Origin of the sequence: Tardiphaga sp. 42S5 (genome assembly GCF_034044155.1) — a bacterium.
In the GTDB taxonomy this organism is placed as follows: domain Bacteria; phylum Pseudomonadota; class Alphaproteobacteria; order Rhizobiales; family Xanthobacteraceae; genus Tardiphaga; species Tardiphaga robiniae.
Map to the genome: position 1 here is coordinate 1492050 of NZ_CP139027.1, position 18498 is coordinate 1510547.

Annotated in this window: 17 protein-coding genes; 11 read left to right on the forward strand and 6 right to left on the reverse strand. The window is 59.9% G+C overall.

The annotated features are described in order from the left end of the window. Positions 1-11: 11 nt before the first annotated feature. The 6 genes from SFY93_RS06960 (at position 12) to SFY93_RS06985 (ending at position 6521) form a co-directional block, all read left to right on the forward strand. Complete coding sequence (locus tag SFY93_RS06960) at positions 12-917, forward strand: glyoxalase (protein ID WP_320446527.1); 906 nt, start codon at positions 12-14, stop codon at positions 915-917. Then, a complete protein-coding gene (locus tag SFY93_RS06965; protein WP_414717077.1) occupies positions 886-2313 on the forward strand; it encodes an alginate export family protein in 1428 nt (475 codons plus the stop codon). Before SFY93_RS06960 ends, SFY93_RS06965 begins: the two co-directional genes overlap by 32 nt. 159 nt (positions 2314-2472) lie before the next feature. Continuing rightward, positions 2473-3600, forward strand: coding sequence for a histidine kinase dimerization/phosphoacceptor domain -containing protein (locus SFY93_RS06970; protein ID WP_320446528.1), 1128 nt, complete (start codon positions 2473-2475; stop codon positions 3598-3600). Continuing rightward, positions 3594-4736 (forward strand): sensor histidine kinase, encoded by a 1143-nt coding sequence (locus tag SFY93_RS06975; RefSeq protein ID WP_320446529.1) that lies wholly within the window; start codon positions 3594-3596, stop codon positions 4734-4736. Before SFY93_RS06970 ends, SFY93_RS06975 begins: the two co-directional genes overlap by 7 nt. Continuing rightward, entirely contained in the window at positions 4736-5374 is a 639-nt protein-coding gene (locus tag SFY93_RS06980) for a response regulator transcription factor (RefSeq protein ID WP_414717133.1), read from the forward strand. The genes SFY93_RS06975 and SFY93_RS06980 overlap by 1 nt, the downstream gene beginning before the upstream one ends. 193 nt (positions 5375-5567) lie before the next feature. Next, entirely contained in the window at positions 5568-6521 is a 954-nt protein-coding gene (locus tag SFY93_RS06985; protein WP_320446531.1) for a helix-turn-helix domain-containing protein, read from the forward strand. 197 nt (positions 6522-6718) lie between these two features. Here the strand turns inward: SFY93_RS06985 and SFY93_RS06990 are convergent, their stop codons facing one another. Further along, positions 6719-7342, reverse strand: coding sequence for a TetR/AcrR family transcriptional regulator (locus SFY93_RS06990; protein WP_320446532.1), 624 nt, complete (start codon positions 7340-7342; stop codon positions 6719-6721). 79 nt (positions 7343-7421) lie between these two features. On the opposite strand from SFY93_RS06990, the gene SFY93_RS06995 reads away from it, so the two are divergent. Continuing rightward, positions 7422-8306 carry an SDR family oxidoreductase gene (locus SFY93_RS06995; protein WP_320446533.1) on the forward strand — a complete coding sequence of 295 codons (885 nt, stop codon included), beginning with the start codon at positions 7422-7424 and terminating at the stop codon, positions 8304-8306. Between the two features lie 242 nt (positions 8307-8548). On the opposite strand, the gene SFY93_RS07000 is transcribed toward SFY93_RS06995, so the two are convergent. Continuing rightward, entirely contained in the window at positions 8549-9496 is a 948-nt protein-coding gene (locus SFY93_RS07000; RefSeq protein WP_320446534.1) for a LysR family transcriptional regulator, read from the reverse strand. A gap of 160 nt (positions 9497-9656) precedes the next feature. Here SFY93_RS07000 and SFY93_RS07005 point away from each other — a divergent pair, with 160 nt between their 5' ends. Continuing rightward, the gene (locus SFY93_RS07005; RefSeq protein WP_320446535.1) at positions 9657-10622 is read left to right on the forward strand and encodes an MBL fold metallo-hydrolase; all 966 of its coding nucleotides are present in this window, start codon (positions 9657-9659) and stop codon (positions 10620-10622) included. A gap of 888 nt (positions 10623-11510) precedes the next feature. Here the strand turns inward: SFY93_RS07005 and SFY93_RS07010 are convergent. The 3 genes from SFY93_RS07010 to SFY93_RS07020 all read right to left on the reverse strand — a co-directional run bounded on the left by SFY93_RS07010 (position 11511) and on the right by SFY93_RS07020 (position 14238). After that, entirely contained in the window at positions 11511-11774 is a 264-nt protein-coding gene (locus SFY93_RS07010; RefSeq protein ID WP_320446536.1) for a PepSY domain-containing protein, read from the reverse strand. Positions 11775-12191: 417 nt separating this feature from the next. Next, positions 12192-12572, reverse strand: a complete 381-nt coding sequence (locus SFY93_RS07015; protein ID WP_320446537.1) for a plasmid stabilization protein — start codon at positions 12570-12572, stop codon at positions 12192-12194. 1429 nt (positions 12573-14001) lie between these two features. After that, entirely contained in the window at positions 14002-14238 is a 237-nt protein-coding gene (locus SFY93_RS07020; protein WP_320446538.1) for a hypothetical protein, read from the reverse strand. A 508-nt stretch (positions 14239-14746) separates the two neighbouring features. Here SFY93_RS07020 and SFY93_RS07025 point away from each other — a divergent pair. The 3 genes from SFY93_RS07025 (at position 14747) to SFY93_RS07035 (ending at position 16587) form a co-directional block, all read left to right on the forward strand. Further along, positions 14747-15058, forward strand: a complete 312-nt coding sequence (locus tag SFY93_RS07025) for a hypothetical protein (protein WP_320446539.1) — start codon at positions 14747-14749, stop codon at positions 15056-15058. Positions 15059-15093: 35 nt separating this feature from the next. Next, a complete protein-coding gene (locus tag SFY93_RS29665) occupies positions 15094-15723 on the forward strand; it encodes an alpha/beta-hydrolase family protein (protein ID WP_414717134.1) in 630 nt (209 codons plus the stop codon). 345 nt (positions 15724-16068) lie between these two features. Continuing rightward, entirely contained in the window at positions 16069-16587 is a 519-nt protein-coding gene (locus SFY93_RS07035) for a DUF1269 domain-containing protein (RefSeq protein ID WP_320446540.1), read from the forward strand. 901 nt (positions 16588-17488) lie between these two features. Here SFY93_RS07035 and SFY93_RS07040 read toward each other — a convergent pair. Next, positions 17489-18412 (reverse strand): hypothetical protein, encoded by a 924-nt coding sequence (locus tag SFY93_RS07040; protein WP_320446541.1) that lies wholly within the window; start codon positions 18410-18412, stop codon positions 17489-17491. Positions 18413-18498: the final 86 nt, after the last annotated feature.

The following is an 18498-nucleotide window of genomic DNA, read 5'->3' on the forward strand; positions in this document are numbered from 1 at the left end:
GGACTGCCAGGATGCGCTTTCTCAGATTTACTGCCGTCGCTGTTTCCATCGCGCTGCTATCCACGGTGACGCAAGCCGCGTGGTCGCGCGAGGCACCGGCGAAACCCGATTTTGCGGTCGGTGCGCAATATGACACGACGCATGTCTATGTCGCGCCGGACGAGGTCAATGGCTTCGTCGAGAGCTTCATCGCGACGTTCGGTGGCAAGAGCACAAAACAGGTAATTGCGACGGTGACGCCGACGCCGAGCAGCACGACATCGCAGCTTCTGCTGACGCCGGCGGGGTCAGTTTCGGTGTTTGGCTTCAAGACGCCGATTCCGTATCCGTTCGGCCATGAACGTACAGGCTATCTCGTCACGGATATCGATGCCGCCGTCAAAGCTGCGCAGGGCGCCGGTGCCGATGTGCTGGTCAAGACGTTCCCCGATCCGATTGGGCGAGACGTCGTGGTGCAATGGCCAGGCGGCATCAACATGCAGCTCTATTGGCACACGACGGCGCCGTCCTATCCAGAGCTGCAGACGATTCCGGAGAATCGCGTCTACGTACCGGCTAGCCGGGCTGACCAGTTCGTGAAGAGCTTTGTCGCTTTCTCGAAGGGCAGCGTTGTCTCTGACACGGCGAAGGCGCCGGGCATCGAGATCGGCCGCCCCAACGACACCTATCGACGCATTCGCGTCACGTCGAAATTCGGCAAGATGACTGTGCTGGTGACGGACGGCGTGCTTCCCTATCCCTATGGCCATGAGCTGACCGGCTATGAAGTGCCGTCGCTCGACGAGACGCTGGCCAAAGCGAAGACCGCCGGCGCCGCCGTGCTGGTCGAGCCTTATGTGGCCGACGCGCGACGCGCGGCGCTGGTGAAATTCCCCGGAGGCTATGTTGCCGAGATCCATTCTGCTGTCGGCAAGTAGGGCCTGGGCAGCCGCTGCCGCGCTGGCCTTCAGCGCGGCGCTGCCGCTGTCTGCGCATGCCGACGATGCCGCGGCGACGCCGTCGCGCCCGAAGCTTCTGACCAATCGCTGGCAGGAAGACTGGTCTGCGCTCGCCAATCCGGCGTTGCGCACCCAGCCATTCGACGGGCTGAAATACATCCCGCTGTTTGTCACCGATCCGAAAAGCTATATCTCGCTCGGCGCCAATCTGCGTGAGCGGTTCGAGTTCAACGACGCGCCGAATTTCGGCGTCGGCAACACGCGCGGCGATTCCTATCTGCTGCAGCGGCTGCAGATGCATGTCGATATCCGGCTGAACGAGAACTGGCAGATCTTCACCCAGCTCGAAGACGTCAGGACCATCGACAAGGCCAGCATCTCGCCGGTCGATCAGAACCAGCTCGATTTGCGGCTGGCCTTCGTCGCCTATAGCGGTGCGCTGGGTAACGGCATTTTCAAGGCGCGCGTCGGCCGGCAGGATTTTGCCTTCGATCTGCAGCGCTTCGTATCGTCGCGCGACGGACCGAATGTGCGGCAGTCGTTCGATGCGGTGTGGGCGGATTACGAGACCGGGCTGTGGCGGTTCATCGGCTTCGTCAGCCAGCCGGTGCAATATCGTTTCGGCGACGTGTTCGACGATTTCTCCGGCCAGAATTTCCGCTTCAGCACCGCACGTATCGAACGCAAGGTGTTCGGCGACAACGAGCTGTCCGGCTACTATTCGCTATTCGAGCGGTCTTCCGCACGCTATCTCGACGCCGTGGGTGAAGAGACACGGCATATCTTCGACATCCGCTTTGCCGGCAATGCCGGCGGCTTCGATTGGGACCTCGAGGCCATGGGGCAGACCGGGCATGTCGGTGCCAAGGAGATCGAAGCCTGGGCGCTGGGTGGACGCACCGGCTATACGTTTTCGGACGTCGCATGGACGCCAAGGATCGGCCTGCAGGCGGATGCTGCGTCAGGCGACGGACGTGCGGGCGACAACACGATCGGGACGTTCAATCCGCTGTTTCCGAACGGCTATTATTTCTCGCTGGCCGGCTATACCGGCTATGCCAACCTGATCCATCTCAAGCCGACATTGACAGTGAAGCCCATCGCCAATCTGACGGTGACTGCCGGTGTCGGCATGCAGTGGCGTCAGTCGGTTGCCGATGCCGTCTATGTGCAGCCCAACGTTGCCGTCGCGGGCACGGCCGGGCAGGGCAGCCGCTGGACCGGGGTCTATTCACAGCTTCGCGCAGATTATGTCTTTAACGCCAATCTGACCGGTGCCATCGAGGCCGTTCACTATGTCATCGGCGATACCGTGCGAAATGCAGGCGGCCACGACAGCAACTATCTCGGTTTGGAGCTCAAATATGGCTGGTAACCGGGCGATCTGGCGCTGCGGGGGCAGTGGTTTCATTTTGCGACGTCGCAGAATAGGTTAATCGCTCGCCCGCCATCGGACTCCGTTTTGGCGTGATGGCTCGGAACGACACCGACGTAAGTGGCCGACATGTGGAATGAATGCGATCGGATCGCGGCCTTGCATCGATACGATATCCTCGACTCTGCGGCCGATGCGGATTTCGAGGATTTTGTGCAGATTGCATCGGATATCTGCGATGCGCCGATCGCGGCCATCAATCTGATCGACGGTGATCGGCACTGGACGCTCACCGGCATCGCGCATGGCGATCGGGAACTGCCGCTGGATCATTCGATCTGCGCGCAGGCGATCCGCCAGACCGAACTGTTCGTGGTTCCCGATCTGTCCTCGGATACGCGCTTCCAGGACAACCCATTGGTGAGCGGCGGCCCCAGGCTGCGCTTCTATGCCGGTGCGCTGCTGGAAACGCAGAATGGTCTGCCGATCGGCACCGTCTGTGTGCTGGACCATACGCCGCGTCCGGACGGTCTCTCCACCCGCCAGCGCTTCACCTTGCAGGCGCTCGCACGGCAGATCATGAATCAGCTCGAACTGCGACGCGCGATGATGGATATCACCACAGGAAACGCAGCGCGGGAAAGGCTGGAAGCATCGCTGAACGAAAAGGAAGCGTTGCTCAAGGAAGTGCATCACCGCGTCAAGAATAACCTGCAGCTGATCAGCAGCCTGCTGAACCTGCAGGCGTCGCGTATCGCCGACCCCATGACGTCGGCATTGTTTGCCGACAGCCGCAATCGCGTCAGGTCGATGGCGCTGGTGCATGAAAATCTCTATCGCGCCGGCAATTTCGCCGAGATCGAGATGAAGACACATATCCTCAGTCTATGCACGCACCTGCGCCGCGCCTACGGGCGGGCTCGCGTCGAGATCACCGCCGAAAGCGATGATGTCACGCTTGACATGGATCGCGCCGTCTCCTGTGGTCTTATCATTAACGAGCTCGTCTCCAACGCGTTCAAGCACGCATTTCCCGGCAAACGCAGCGGGCATATCAAGGTCACGTTCGGCCGCAGTGAAGACGGCACGTTCATTCTAACCGTCGGGGATGATGGCGTCGGCATGCCCGAGCAGTTCGACTTCATCGAGACCAGATCGCTCGGTCTGCAGCTGGTACGCGATCTCGTCGAGCAGTTGCATGGCACATTCTCTGTCGACCGTACCGGTGGCACGACCTGCATCCTCACATTCAAGGCCGGCCGCAGCGAGAGGCTCGCGTCATGGTGACGCGTGCTCGCGTGATGGTGGTCGAGGACGATCGCATCGTTGCCCGCGATATCAGCGAACAGCTGGGACGGATTGGCCATTCCGTGATCGGCGTGACCGCCCGCGGCGAGGCTGCGATTGAACTCGCAATCAACAACCGTCCCGATCTGGTGCTGATGGACATTCGTCTGGAAGGTGAGATTGACGGCATCGATGCCGCCCGGCAGATACGTGCCAGATGCCAGACTCCGGTGGTGTTTCTCACGGCCTATGCCGATGACGAGACTGTCAGGCGCGCCAGCCAGGCCGAGCCGTTCGGCTATCTGCTCAAGCCGTTTGAGGATCTGCAACTGCGCACCGTGATCGAAATGGCCCTGTACAAGGACCGCGCCGATCGCAAGCTGCGTGAAAGTGCGGCGGCGCTTCAGGTCGCACAGGCGGAGCTGGCGCGCATGTCGCGGATCACCACGATGGGGCAGTTGACTGCATCGATCGCGCATGAGGTCAACCAGCCATTGATGGCTGTCGTGATGAATGCCGAGGCCTGCGTGCAATGGCTCAAAGGCGAGAAGGCCAATGTCGGCGAAGCCCGCGCCGCCGCGGAACGGGCCATCGCGGAGGGACATCGCGCCGGGGCGATCATCGAACGCGTACGCGCGATTGCTCGCAACGCGCCGGTGGTGTTCGAAGTGCTCGATCTGAACGAGATGATCGAGGGGGTTCTCTCGATCGTGCAGCCGGAGCTGTCGCGGCAGGAACTGGCGCTGGACGTCTATCTGCAGCCCGGGCAGCCATTGATCGTTGGCGACCGGGTGCAATTACAACAGGTGATGTTGAACCTGGTGTCTAACGCGGCCGATGCCATCAATGCATCGGAAACGCAGCAGCGGCGAGTGACGGTTGCGTCGGCGATGGATCCGTCGGGAGAGGTCTGCGTGACTGTCGAAGACGCCGGGGCCGGCATCGATCCCGACCATCTCGATATGATCTTCAATCCGTTCTTCACTACCAAACAGGATGGTATTGGCATGGGGCTGTCGATCTGCCGGTCCATCATTGACGCCCATGGTGGTCGGCTTTGGGCGGAACCGCGCGTGCCCACCGGTACGCGATTTCGCTTCACGCTGCCACGACGTTCGCTGCAGGTGGCGTCGTGATCGCGAATCCGGAGTCGGCCGCTGCGATCATCGCCGTCATCGATGACGACAAGGGGATTCGCGAGGCACTGGATGGGATGTTGCGCTCGGTCGGCCTTCAGGTGGAGTGCTTCGCCTCGGTACAGGATTTTCTCGCGAAGGACGACCGGGATAAATTCGGCTGTATCGTTCTCGATGTGCATCTGCCCGGTCGCAACGGACTTGATTTTCTCGATGATCTGGCAAACCTGCATGTTACGACGCCGGCGATCGTCATCAGCGGCTTTGCCGACGTGCCCATGTCGGTGCGGGCGATGAAAGCCGGCGCCGTCGAATTCCTGACCAAGCCGGTCCGCGCGATGGACCTTCTCGCGGCAGTTGAGACGGCCGTGAAGCGCGATCGTGCGACGAAACATGCGGTAGAGAAAATTGCCGGCCTCAAGGCGGATTTTGAAACCTTGACTGTCAGGGAGCGCGAGGTGTTCGCACATGTCGCTGCCGGCCTGATGAACAAGCAGATCGCGGCGGCGCTGGGCCTGAGCGAGGCCACGATCAAGCTCCACCGTGGCACGGTGATGCGCAAGATGCGGGCAAACTCCATCGCGGACATCGTCCGGATGGCCGACCGGCTTGGACATGAACCGCCTTCGCCTGCCTAGACTAAGGTCTAGTCGGTCTCCACCATGCTCCAATTGTCTACCCGCATCCAATTCCGCATTCTGGAAATCATGGGGCAGCGGCTACGCGCAACGTTGCCTTTGTCCGAATTGAAATCTGCGGCATGTAGCGATGAGGTATATGATGACGGGTACCCGAATTCCCGACAGTGAATCATATACGGGACCGGTCCACATGCTTGAGCGGTCGCAAATCCCGCCGAAGCCGAAGTCGCCCAAGATCGACGTGTTCGGTTGCCCCTCCGGCAAGCTCCACAAGGATCAGGAGCTACGCAGCGCCGGGATCAAATTTTTCCGCAAGGGCAGTGACGATCCGCATCTCGGGCAGATCTCGACTGCAGCGGACGATCGCGGATTTTTGATCGGCGTCTCGCAGGGGCGTGGTCATCGGCGACGAATTTTCCACGAGCATCACGCCACGGGCCATGAATTCGAGGAAGGCTCGATCTATATTCGCAATCTCGCGGATGACTATCGTGCCGATTTGCGCGGTGCGTTCGACTTTTTCTTGATGGAAGTCTCGCGGCCGTTCCTGATCGAACTGGCACAGGAGCACGGGTGGCGGGGCGCGGTCGACCTTGCGTGCCACGCTGGTGACACCGATCCCGTCTTGTTGCGGCTCGTCAGCGTGGTCGAGCCCTTGCTGCAGAAAAGTAGCGAGGCGAGTCCGTTGTTCCTCGACCAGCTCGGAACGACGATCGGAATTCATCTGATCGAGCGATACAACAATGCGACCAGTCTCGAAGCCACGTCGCAAGGCGCGGCATTATCGCGGCCGCAACTGGCGCTCGCCATCGAAATGCTGAGCAGCAACGCTGCCGGGAATGTGCGCGTTGCTGATGTTGCCCAGGCCTGCGGGTTGTCGCGCGGCTATTTCATTCGCGGCTTCAAGAAAGCGACGGGCAAGGCGCCTCACCAGTGGATCCTGTCCCAGCGCGTCGAGCAGGCCCGAGGTCTTCTGATGAAGACCGATACGCCGTTGGCTGATGTCGCACTGGCCTGTGGCTTTGCCGATCAAAGCCACTTCACCCGCGTCTTTTCCGCTTCGACTGGGCTACCGCCGGGGGCCTGGCGCCGCGCAACTGGCAATGCAGGTTCTCCAGCGCGATTTTCTGAATGTGAGAAATAGTTTGAGTGAGGTGGCGTGCCGCGCGTCCATGTTACGCGCTACCGACAATGTCAGCTCCTGGCGCAAAGCGGGCATCTGCAAAGGTTGGCGCCGTTGCTCAGCTATTAAAACTGCGTCGCTCGCCAAGACTTGACCACAGCTTTGGTCTGATGGCCTCGTTCCCGATTTCTTATAAAAACTCTTTTATAGCCAGGAGACTAGTTGTTAGTACGTCGTCGACGTGGGTTCATCTTGGCGTCTTCTATCAACGGCCATGCCAACATGGCGAGGTCGACGACACGGCGTAGCTCTCCAGACGTGGCGCCAGCCTGCGGCAGGTTCATCGAAGCGTGCAGGACACCGAGGAAGTGCCACGACAGCCCGTCGATGTCGGATCCCGGGGCCAATTCTCCGATTGCGACCGCTTCACGCAAAATTCCGCTGAGGATGGTGCGCTGGCCCGTGAGTCCCTCCCGCGCCACCGCTTGGCTCACCGGCGGCAGATCGGCCATCTCCGAGCAGGAACGCGCGAGCATGCAGCCGGCTGGGCGGGCCGCCTTATCGGCTGTGGGCAGGAATTCGTGAAGTAGCGCCTCCAGCTGTTGGCGCTTCGTGCCAGCTTGAACCGCGTTCATCCGCTTTAGGACGCGCTGCGCGTAGTTCGAAAGCACTTCCTGGAACAGTCCGTCCTTGTCCTGAAAGCGCTTGTACATGCTGGATCGCGACAGACCCATCGCCGTCGTCAGTTGGTCGATCGACGACGCTGCGTAGCCGTGCCGCCAGAACACCTCCATCGCAGAGTTGATCACTGCACTGTCATCGAACTGGGGCTTTCCGCTCATCGGGTACTCGCTTGACATACTGGAACGATCGTTCCAAGAATGGTGGACCGATCGTTCCAGGATACGTAAGGATGCTCCCATGTTCAAGCACTCTCAGCCCAACAGCAGCCGCCCCCGCATTGCCGTCGCCGGCGCCACGGGTCGCGTCGGATCCGCGCTGATCGCAAGCCTGGCGTCAGAACCTCTCGATTTAGTGGCGCTAACGAGAAATCCGAATGCGGAAGGCTTACCCGCTGGCGCTACCATCGCGGCAGTGGATTTCGATGCGCCATCGACCCTCGACGAAGCTCTGCGTGGCGCCGACAGGCTGTTTTTGGCTCATGGCACGTCCCCCCGGCAGGTTGCCAACGAGATGGCCCTGATCGATGCGGCGGTCGCCGCAGGCGTGGGTCAAATCGTGAAATTATCCACGATGGGTCCGCCCTCGCGACTGCACCCGATGGATTGGCACATGCAGATCGAGGCGCATCTTGCGACCGTCGACATCGGCTACACGGTTTTGCGGCCGTCGACGTTCGTCGACATCCTGGCGCGCGCAGGCACTCCAGTCGCAGATGATGCATGGGGCGGCGCGGCCGGCTCGGGAGTGGTCAACCTGATCGATACACGCGATGTCGCCGATGCCGCGCGCGTTGCGCTTTTGGACGACGCGCACCCCACTTCTCAGCGCGTCTACCACCTGACCGGCCCGCGGGCCGTAAGCATGCCGGAGGTCGCCGAAGAAATCTCGAAACTGCTTGGTCGGACCGTCACATATCAGCAGCGAAGCCCTGCAGAGCAGCGCGAGAAGCTCCTGGCCTCGGGACTGAGCGAGTTTGTCGCTGATGTGCTGCTCGGATTAGACCGCCTATTTTACCAGTCGGTGATGGCTGAAACGACAACAACGTTTAAGGCATTGACGGGCCGCGAACCTCGGTCTGTCGCCGGGTGGTTGGGCGAAAACATCTCAAAGTTTCGGAGGTAGTCCGAGCTCTACCAGTTCGGGGCAGCAAAGCCCCGGACTTTGATCTCGCGACCTCCGTGGATGGTGCTGTCACCTCTCATGTAGCGATGGCGGCCGTTGACGAAAAACAAAGTCAAAAATGCCCGCTCCTGGCGCAAAGCCGACAATCGAGCCGTTGGACGCTTGCCGAGACCGGACCGGCAGTGCGAACCGAGAAAGCGGCGATAAGATCTTCGGTCATCATCGATCTGAGCATCGAACAATCAGGCAACTCCCGAGCTTGACGCCTTTTCCCTGAGAAGCCAATCCACTTGCAACTGCGCCATATCAGCCCGCAAACGCGGCACGGCCCAGTCCAGAAAACACCGGACCTTCAACGGCTGCAATCCGGCATCCGGATAGACCAAGCTGACCGGTAATGGTTCCGGCGCGAAATCCGGTAACAGAATCTGCAGCCGGCCGGATTTCAACTCATCCGCCACCTGATAGCAGAGCACCCGGATGATCCCGATGCCGGCAAGAGCCGCCTGTATGGCTGCGTCCGTCGTATTCACGGCCAGCCTCGCGCGCGGCTCCACCGCAAAGGCTGCGGTGTCGCGCCGATAGCGCCATTCGGGCGATGTCGCAAAACCATGGAAAGCAATTCCCTCATGCCGCGCCAGGTCTTCCGGCACGCGCGGCACGCCAAGCCGGGCCAGATAAGCAGGACTGGCGCAGATCACACGGTGCACCACGCCCACGCGCGTCGCGATCAGTGCATTGTCCTCCAGATGGCCGATGCGCAGGGCTAGATCAACATGCTCACTCACGAGATCGATCTGCTTGTCGGCAAGCATGAGCCGCAACGAGATATCGGGCTGCTCCGCCAGGAAGCCAAGTGCGATGGGCAACAGGTGGCGCTCCCCGAATGCGATGGGAGCGGTGACATGGAGCACCCCGCGCGGCGCATTGTATTCGCCGCCAGCCTCTCGCTCCGCCTCCTCCACCTGTTCGAGGATCCGCCGGGAGGCAGCGACATAGGCGCGGCCAGCATCTGTGAGCGTGAGCTTGCGGCTGGTGCGGATGACCAATCGGGTGCCGAGATGTTGCTCGAGTTCGGCCACCTTACGGCTGACCGTGGCGAGCGGCGCACGCAACTGCCGCGCACCAGCTGACAGGCTCCCAGCCTCGACAACAGCCAACAGCACCGACATAGCCTCGAACCGGTCCATCATACCTTCCCTAGTTTGGGAGGAACCCTCTTGCAGACTTAGGATACCGTTTTTCAGATGGCGACTCTAGTTTTCCGCGGAACGGGGCGTCGCGAGACGCGTGCCCTCAGGCAGAGGACGCGTGCACCAAGGCTCGCGTCAACGATCAGGAAGGCCAGCCATGACCAATCTCTCTCGTCGCGCGCTGATAGGCGGACTGGGTGTCGGAATAGTTGGTGGCGGCCTTCTTCCCGAGGTTGCCTCGGCCAAGAGCACAGCGGCGCCCGCAAAGGGTGCAGTGACGCCTCTGGCGCAGATCCGGATCGGGCGCTTCACCGTGACCGCGCTGACCGATGGCTACGCGGACATGCCTTACACCTATTTTCCCGGTCGCACGGCTGAACAGGTCGAGCAGGCTGCGGCGGCCCAGTTCACGGCGCGGCCAAGTGGCGTGCGTTTCGTTTTCAACCAGTATCTGATCGAGGACGGCCAGAGCCGAATCCTGATCGATACCGGGCCGGCGGGCTCCATCGGGCAGACAGGTGCGCTGCCGCAGGCGCTTGCCGCATTCGGCATCAGCCGCGATCAAATCGATGCGGTGATCGTGACGCATATGCATCAGGACCACATGGGCGGCCTGATCGTTGGCGGGAAGAAGAATTACCCCAAGGCCGAGCTCTATATCGACCGGCGAGACGTCGTCCATTGGACCGATCCGGCAAAGCGTGCCGACGCGCCAGACTATCTGCAGCCCAGCTTCCAAATGTCGAACGAGGTCGTGCGCTTATACCCCAAGCTACAGAAGATCGATGGCGAGCGCGACATCGCGCGCGGCATCTCCATCGTCGATCTGACCGGTCATACGCCGGGCCATATCGGCGTGCGGATCGCGGATGCGGGCCAGAGCCTCATCATGGTGTCCGACATGGTCTTCCCCGTGATCCATCCGAGCGCGACCGATGTGGGCTTCCTGTTTGAACAGGACCGTCCGGCGGCACAGGCAATGCGCGACAAGTTCTTTGCGCAGGCTGCTGCTGAAGGGGCGCTGATCGCGGCGACCCATATGCCCTTTCCGGGTCTCGGTCGCATCGTCTCGGATCGCGGGCAACTGCGCTGGCAGGCGGCGGACTGGGCCTTGCAGACTTGAACGCCCGGCTGAGCGCTGAGCGAAACGCACCGGCACGCAACAACAGCTTTACAGGATCATCCGCATGCGGCTGTTCCAGACGGTCAAGGACATCCCGGTCGCCGATCTTCGGCGGAACGTTCTTGTTCTTTCCTGAGAACTTGCGCTGCTCCGCAAGGGCGAGGGCGTAGTCCACTGAGCGATGGGTGTGCCGCAAGCGCTTATAGCCGTGCTCGTGGCATGGTTCGATTGCGTGGGCTTCCATCAGCAAATCGGCGGCCCACATTTCTAGTGGGCTCTCAGTTTTGCTCTTAGACATGGTCTGACCTTCCTAGATCGCTTTGACTTCGGAGTAGTTGGCGCGGGCGTCGAGCGAAAGATGACGTCGCCAATGACGTGCCATTCCGGCGTGTCAATGCTATCAGTGGCAAATGCGTGCGGATCTCGCCAGTCTCGTCCCATGGGATCAGCTGTTGTCGCTATGGCGCGAGCCTCGTCCTCCGTCTCGGCGGGGCCAATCGCGATCTGCCTGCTCTTCTCAAGCAGGTTCATCGCGGGTGTAAGCCGCCATCCAATCCTGCGCGAGGCATTCGGCCGCGCCCGACCGGAAGCCGACGAACACAATGAGCAGCTCATGAGTGAATTTGTGAGGCTCCTGCAAACTAACGGCTACTACAGCAACAAACCGCCCGAGAGTAGTTCCAAGCATCCGGGGCACGGGTGGTGCCCTGACGACGTTCAGTGACGCTTTTCATCTCCGTGGAGGAGGGCCTGAGGCCGGGCTCAAGGGGGCGACGCATCGGTCTCGTCTCGAGCGACGGTCAATGCAATGCAATCGTCATGGGTGGTAGTATCGCGAAGGTGATGATCCAGTAGGTCTGAAGTCGGGATAGGCGGCGGGTATGCGATCTAGTCGGCCGGCTTCTCAGCAATGATTACGCCAGTCTTCGGGTCGGCGTGAAAGTCCATCTTCTTGCCGTTCTTGATGCCTTCACCTTCCCATCGGCCATCGTCGGCCTCGAGCTTGGAGACCAGGGAGTAGCCGGACTGCAGGACCTTCACTATCACTTGCTCCATTGGCATCCAGTCTGGCCCAGGCTGGTCAGCGCGCGCCATGGTGACGGCGCCCATCAACACCGAGCCACAGAGAGCGAATGCGGCTAATCTGTTCATTCTAAACCTCCCATGTTTTCTCGGAGTCCAATCGAAAAGACGGGCGAACGCAAGCTACCATCGCCATCCGCAACGACGACGCCCGCGGTGCCACCAACAGACCCAGCGGCGCCCGCGCCGGGAACGTCTTCGCCAGCCGGGTCCGTGCGGCGGTCCCCATTGCACCGGCGTAATGAGACTAACTCGCTTTTCAGTGGCTCCCATGACGGGTGCGACAGGCATGGCCTCTGCAATATCAACGAAGCGAACGCCTGCGGCACCGACCGCGGCGAGCGCTATCACGTTGCCAGCTAAACGAAGGAATGACCGGCGGTCAGGGATGTCAGTCATCCATACCTCCTCAGTGTGTAGGCCATCGGCTATCGCGTCAGATTAGAAGAGTTTTCTGTCGACCGGCATCGGTTAAAACCCTAGCTTTTAGAGCGGGTGGCGATCCTCGATCGCGCCCTTGTCTCGCATACTAGACCTCGAAGCGAGCTGGTGCCTCGGTCTATCAGGCAGCATTTCGCTTACGCGTGCGCGCGCACCCTTTTTCGCTGATGCAGAACGCTCGGAAGCTGGCCTGCGCGCCGACGCCTCGCCGCCGAGATAACCACCTTTGCGGGATGGTGAGTGGTCTTCCTTGGTCCCGCGACCGGACCCGCTTTTCTTCCCGCCGTGGGTTTCCTTATTGACGGTTGCCCAAGCTCTCCGCTCGGCTTCATCTTCGGACACGCCACGTTTTTCGTAGCCTTCCTCGATATGTTCAGCCATCCGCTTCTGCTTGTCGGTGTAGCTCGATTTGTCTCCGCGAGGCATGAGACCCTCCATCGTTTCGCTCGCTTCCACAGAATTGAAAAGCGTTTAGTTCGTTCCGGCGTAATGCCGTTTAACGATGCAGGTATTTCGTTTTCACGAGAAACCGAAACCCTCGTGACCTTGCGGTGCAGGTGGTCGCCAGGCGATTTCGCCACCTTCTCCCTCGACAGCTGCCGCAGCTTTGCGGCTCGCTCCTTTATAGCGTTGGGAGTCCGCATATGCGCGAGAGCAATGACCCGATAGCGGCGCTCGGTCTTTAGTTCTTCAAGAAGTTGTGCGTCTTTTTCCGGGGCACAAGCTATATGGCTCCTGCCGCCCCGCTTCATTTTACCAACCGCAGCTGGCCATATACCTTACGCAGCCTATCCTGAGCCGCGACAACATGCTCTGGGTCCAATATCTCAAGCATTCGCTACACCACGCCCGGAGCGTCACGCGGCCCGAGCGCGACGAAACGTGAAGTACAACCTGAGCATCTTCCATCGCTTTCGTGATGATATCGATGTCGCGCATCACCGACCCCTGCATTTTGCCAAGCCGAGTGGAAATGTGCAGTCTAGAGATTGGCCCCCGACACCAACAGAACTGCACCGATTGCCAAAAGGAGAATGCCCGGCCAGTTCGTTCCGAGTCCCAAGAATCTCATGCCGCGTCGTGGCGGCTCCAAAGTGTCGCGAACCGGCCGGGAAGAATCAGGGCCGCTAAGCGGTCCCCGCCAAATAGCAGTGCATGCCATGTACAAGACTCCGCCGATAGCGAGCAGCGCGCCAAGCCCCATCAGGAACATTCTCGCCTCCAAATGCATCGCTCCACACGCAGAAGAATCTGATTCTGCGAGTGGACAGCATTGGTAAAAAGAGGCGGCTCGGCGGTGTCGGGTTTGGGGGAACGGGGAGCCGCCGAGCCCGGCCAGCAGCGTTATGGGCCAACAACTACCAGCCGCGAGAAAAACACAAACAAGCCGGAATCGTTCCTGTCCAAACAGGTGAAAACGGGCCGTTGGTCAACCGAATCCATGAGCGGGCCAAGCTCCGGCGTGGCTTCTGGGGCACGCCGGCTAAACGATGTCTACCATCACAATGAAAGGAAGCTCAATGATTCGCCCGTTGGCGGCTTGCGTTTTGCTGTGCGCATTTTTCCTCGAGGGACGGATCGATCTTCACTCCTCGCTAGGAACAACGCCCGACTGATTGTCTTTGTCTTAAGATCCTTGCATCAAACGCAAACTGTGCAGGGATTCAACTCCGCGCCTACCTTCGTATGGCGCGTCTTTTTTCGCGAACGTTGAATCTAGGGATTGGCTGGCATTGGACTAGCAAAGCCGGAATTTGATCGTCATTTCGATCCGATGGCAGACAAGCGTGGAGCTTGGCTTGCGGGGCGGCGGCGATCCACCGCCGCCCAAACAGTGGCAGTAGCCGAGAGACGGTTAGTTCTCGGTGCACACCTTAATGGTCTTCATACCGGTTTCGGCTTCAGTCCTCGTCTTGAAGGTGCCATTACCGACGATCGTGGTGGTCGTTGTCGTCGGCTTCTTATCGACGACGGTGCACTTCTTGGTGGTGGTGTCGCGGACCACGTAATACTCAGTCGTAACGGCCGCTTGGCCAAATGCCGCAGTAGCGACGAAAGTTGAAACGGCGGAGACTATAAGAAATTTTTTCATAGTATTCCTCCATTCGCATGCGGTGCTAGCGCCCGCTTGAATCAAATGAGAAGAATTGCCGAAAGTTCCCGATCGCCCATACTATAGGTGTCGGCCGGCCTCCATAGCTCCCTTGTCTCACGTAGTAGCCCTGACGTCGCGGAGGCCTGGCAGTGGAGTGCCAGGTTCGCGCGCCTTCTTTTTACCGACGGAACGGGTCGTCCGAGTGCTGCGGCCGCACGCAGGGCTGTCGCTCCGCTGCCGACCAACCCTTCAACCTGGCGATGTCTTCCGTGTCTCAAGGTTTCACGATGATGCGCCTGACGATGGCTAATTCTCCGGCGGTGGCAACTCGCCCTTCAACCAGCCCTCGGCTTTGATCACTGGATCTGGCTCAATATCGGCGTGGATGAAGCTACACTTTGGGCACTCGTAGGAATGCACAACGTAGCCGCTTTCCGGAAGGGAGAATCTGAGCCAATAAGCGGCGGCTCCGCAATTTGGACAGGGGTGGGATCGGGTGCGCAGCATGGCGGATAGCCTTGCTCGTCGCCAGCGCGATGGTGACCGGGCCGAAATTAACGTTCTGTTAGCCAGAAAACAAACGCAACCTAGGCGGGCGATCGCTCGTGTTATGCTCGGCAAAGGTAGGAGGCTATTTGTGTCAAAAGCAGAAGATTTACGGGAAGAGGCTACGGATGCAGGCAAACGTGGCGATAAGACCAAATCTCTCAGGGAAGGAGCACGGGAACATAGGCGCGAAAAGGCTCTAAATGCCCTGGCAGACAATGAGGATTGGCTGGATGGAAAATCAAAGCCACAGCCGGAAAAGAAGAATTAGAGTCCGCGCGACATAATGGCGAGAAGCGCCCTCGGTTGAATGTCTCACGGACAAACCCATCGTTAAGTCGAAGCGTTTCACGTCGCGATACGAGACGCTCGCTCAATGACCGGCGCTTCATTTCACGATCCTCAATTCGCCATAGCCCTTCTGCAAACGCTGTTGAGCGGCGATTACCTCATCGCGGCCGAGTATTTCAAGCATGCGCTGAAGAACCGACTGCGGGTCCCGCGGCCCTGGCTCGATGTAATCGAATTACACGGCTTCCCGGGTTCCGCTACGGATCGTTGGTCCGGCTCATGAACCAGGACGGATACGCCGCCCCACTCTCGGCTCCGAATGCCTCTTGGGGGCAGATGCGGGTTGTCTACCTCCAATATGCAAGTGACCCCGTGACCTTTTTCGAGTACCGCAGCCTCTATTGCAAACCAGATTGGATGACGCTGCCGCGCGGCCCGGACGTATCGCCGCAATTGCGGTGGTACCCGGTCGTAACTTTTCTTCAACTGGTGGCGGACAAGTTCATGGCGACCGCAGCACCGATCGGCCACGGCCACGTCTACGCCCCGGCGCACTACATTGACGCGTGGATCGAGGTGACGGATGTTCGCGGCTGGTCCCCGGACGAGATCGCGCGGCTCAAGCAACATCTCTCCAAGCCGTAGTCCGTAATTTCCACCGAGCTTCAGGGGTTTTTCCTGATGGCCGCGGTCGTCGAAATGCGGTGAAGGTTGACGAGCGACGGACGGGCAGACTCCATCTCCGCGGTTTTTATTGGTTGTGACCGCAAAAATAACGCAGGTCGCCTGCACTTGCACAGAGTTCGGGCCTCATTGCGGCTTCCGGTCCACAGGCGCTCGGTGGCCGCAGTAATAGGCGTGGGAGGCGCCGTTGGCGATATCGTACTACTCGACGCACGGATAATGCAAAGCGCAGACATCACGCGGAAAGGCAGACAAAGTTGATCGACTGATCACGGCAACTCCACTGAACTAACGAGGAGTACTCAGATGTCCGATCTTATTGCGATCGTTTATCCGTCCGAAGCAAAAGCCGAGGAGGTCCGTGCGCGACTTTTCAAGCTTCAACGAGAATATCTGATAAAGTTCAGTGATGCTGTCATTGCCGTCAAAACCGAAGCAGGTCCTGTCAAGTTGAACCAACTCGTTAATACGACGGCAGCTGGTGCTGCGTCAGGCAGCTTTTGGGGATTGTTAGTGGGGCTCCTTTTTCTCAATCCATTAATTGGTGTCGCCTTGGGCGCCGCCTCTGGCGCTGTTGGTGGAGCGCTGACGGACTATGGCATCAATGACGCATTTATGAAGGAGATTTCCGAAACTCTTCAGCCCGGTAAAGCCGCGCTATTCGTGCTGGTGCAGCAAATGACTGCAGACAAGGTACTCAAGGAAATTCAAGACGCCGGTGGCACCGTACTAAGAACATCTCTAGACGATTCCAAAGAGAAGGTGCTCCGTGAGGCCTTGGCCAAAGCGACGGCAACAGCTTCGGAACCGGAGAGCCCAGCGTAACACATGCACCTGGGCTTCTCGCGGGATGCGAGAAGCCCAGGTGCAGCTGATGTCTTTGCCAGGCTGGCATCCCGCGACTGTTACAGTTTGTTCTGGCTCCCTCTATTCGAGTGGAAGCCCATAGAATCTCCTCCATCGAGCGAGGTCGATCAGAAACTCTCTTTGAGTGCGCTGCGGAGGCCATGATCGCCGGCGCTTGCGCCTCCGGCACGCGTTGGCATCGATTGAATTTTGATCTTTGGGCACATGGAGGCGAGCATGAATATTCGGGCTGTATGTGGCGCTTTGATCATTGGTGCATTGGTCGCGACTGCCGCATCTTCAACTCTGTCCTTGGCTCAGACGAAGGACACAGGCGTGTCCGCAAAGGACACCGGCACATCTGTGCCAAAAAGCGCGACCCCAAATACAAATATGACTCCGAACAAACACCGGTACTGGCGTCATCGCGGCGGAAGACATCCGCACTATGGGAGTCGGCGTCTTCGTGTTTAGGCAAACCCACCAGGCAGGAAGTTCATACAAGCTCTTCCGGTCGGCGCGTAGAACGACCGGCATCGCCACCACGCGCGAGTGATAGGGAAGCATAGTCGGCATAGTCGGTCTCGGCATAGCGTTCCGGCTTTAGGCTCCCGGCCCGCGCGGCCGCGAGATAGCCCGAAGACTTAAGCGGAAGTCTGAATGCGGATAATGCGGGATCTTGGAGCCATAAGCACATTTGCCCTGGTTTGCAATGTCGCCTCACCCGCCTACGCCGATACGTTCAGGATTGGCAGGCTACTTTGCCAACGCGCCAGCGTCGATGGGTTTGCTGGTGGCACCGCGGTGGTCGGCATTGCGGATGGCGATGGCGCTAAGCGGCAGCGTCTCGCGGCAGACGGGAGGCAAGCCGTACGCCGGGTCAATGGGGTTCCCAGATCGGCGCGTCGGTGAACAGGCCGCCCTCCGCAAAGCCGATGCCGTAGATCAGAACCACCCCGAAGGAGAAACTGACCAAGCCCGATGCCACACGGAGCCGCCAGTTGAATTTGGGCAGATTGATAGCCGTGAACGCAAACGGCGCCGACAGGATCAGTGTGATGAGCATCATTCCGATGATCGTACCGAGCCCGAACAGCAGCAGATAGCCGAGCGCGGCGACAGGTTCGCGGATGATCGACAGGATCATCAGGGCGACGGCAGCTGATCCGGCAAGACCGTGCACGAGGCCGACCACGAAGGGTCGCAGCCAGTCATAGACCGCGATCCGGCCGAGCCCACTGCGATCGAGCCGCATCAGCGGCGTGTGCTCGTCGGCGTGCCCGTGCGCGCCGGGGCCGTGCCCGTGCGTGTGCCGGTGCAAGTAGTCGCCATGCGTATGGAGGTGGTCGTGGACATCGAGCTCGTGCACGCCGGGAATACTCGCATGCGCATGTGCGGCGCCTGCCGCGCGGCCCATGCCTGTCAAGGTGAGCACGCCGAGCAGGACGAGCATGATGCCGACGGCAAATTCCATCGACATGCCGAGCCGCGGCGGAATGACGACCCCAAACACGATGATTGCCGCGCCGACCGCCATGACCGTGACGGTATGCCCGACGCCCCAGGCGGCGCCGATCAGCACCGAGCCCGCCACGCTGCGTTCGCGGCTGACAACCGTCGCAATGGCGACCACGTGGTCAGCGTCGGTCGCATGCCGCATCCCGAGGAAGAAGCCGAGAATGAGGAAGGACACGACGTTCAGGGCGGCTCCGGTCATTTCACACGTTTCAAGATAGCATCGGAGCCAAGAATCTTTCGCGCCGATCACTCTCGACCATACGTCCGCCCGCGACAACTGCTCCATCAGGGCGATTCCGATGGAAGATCGGGGGGAAATCCTGATTGACGCGATCCAGTTGTGGGACCTACTGTCGTAGCAAATGTCGTTGC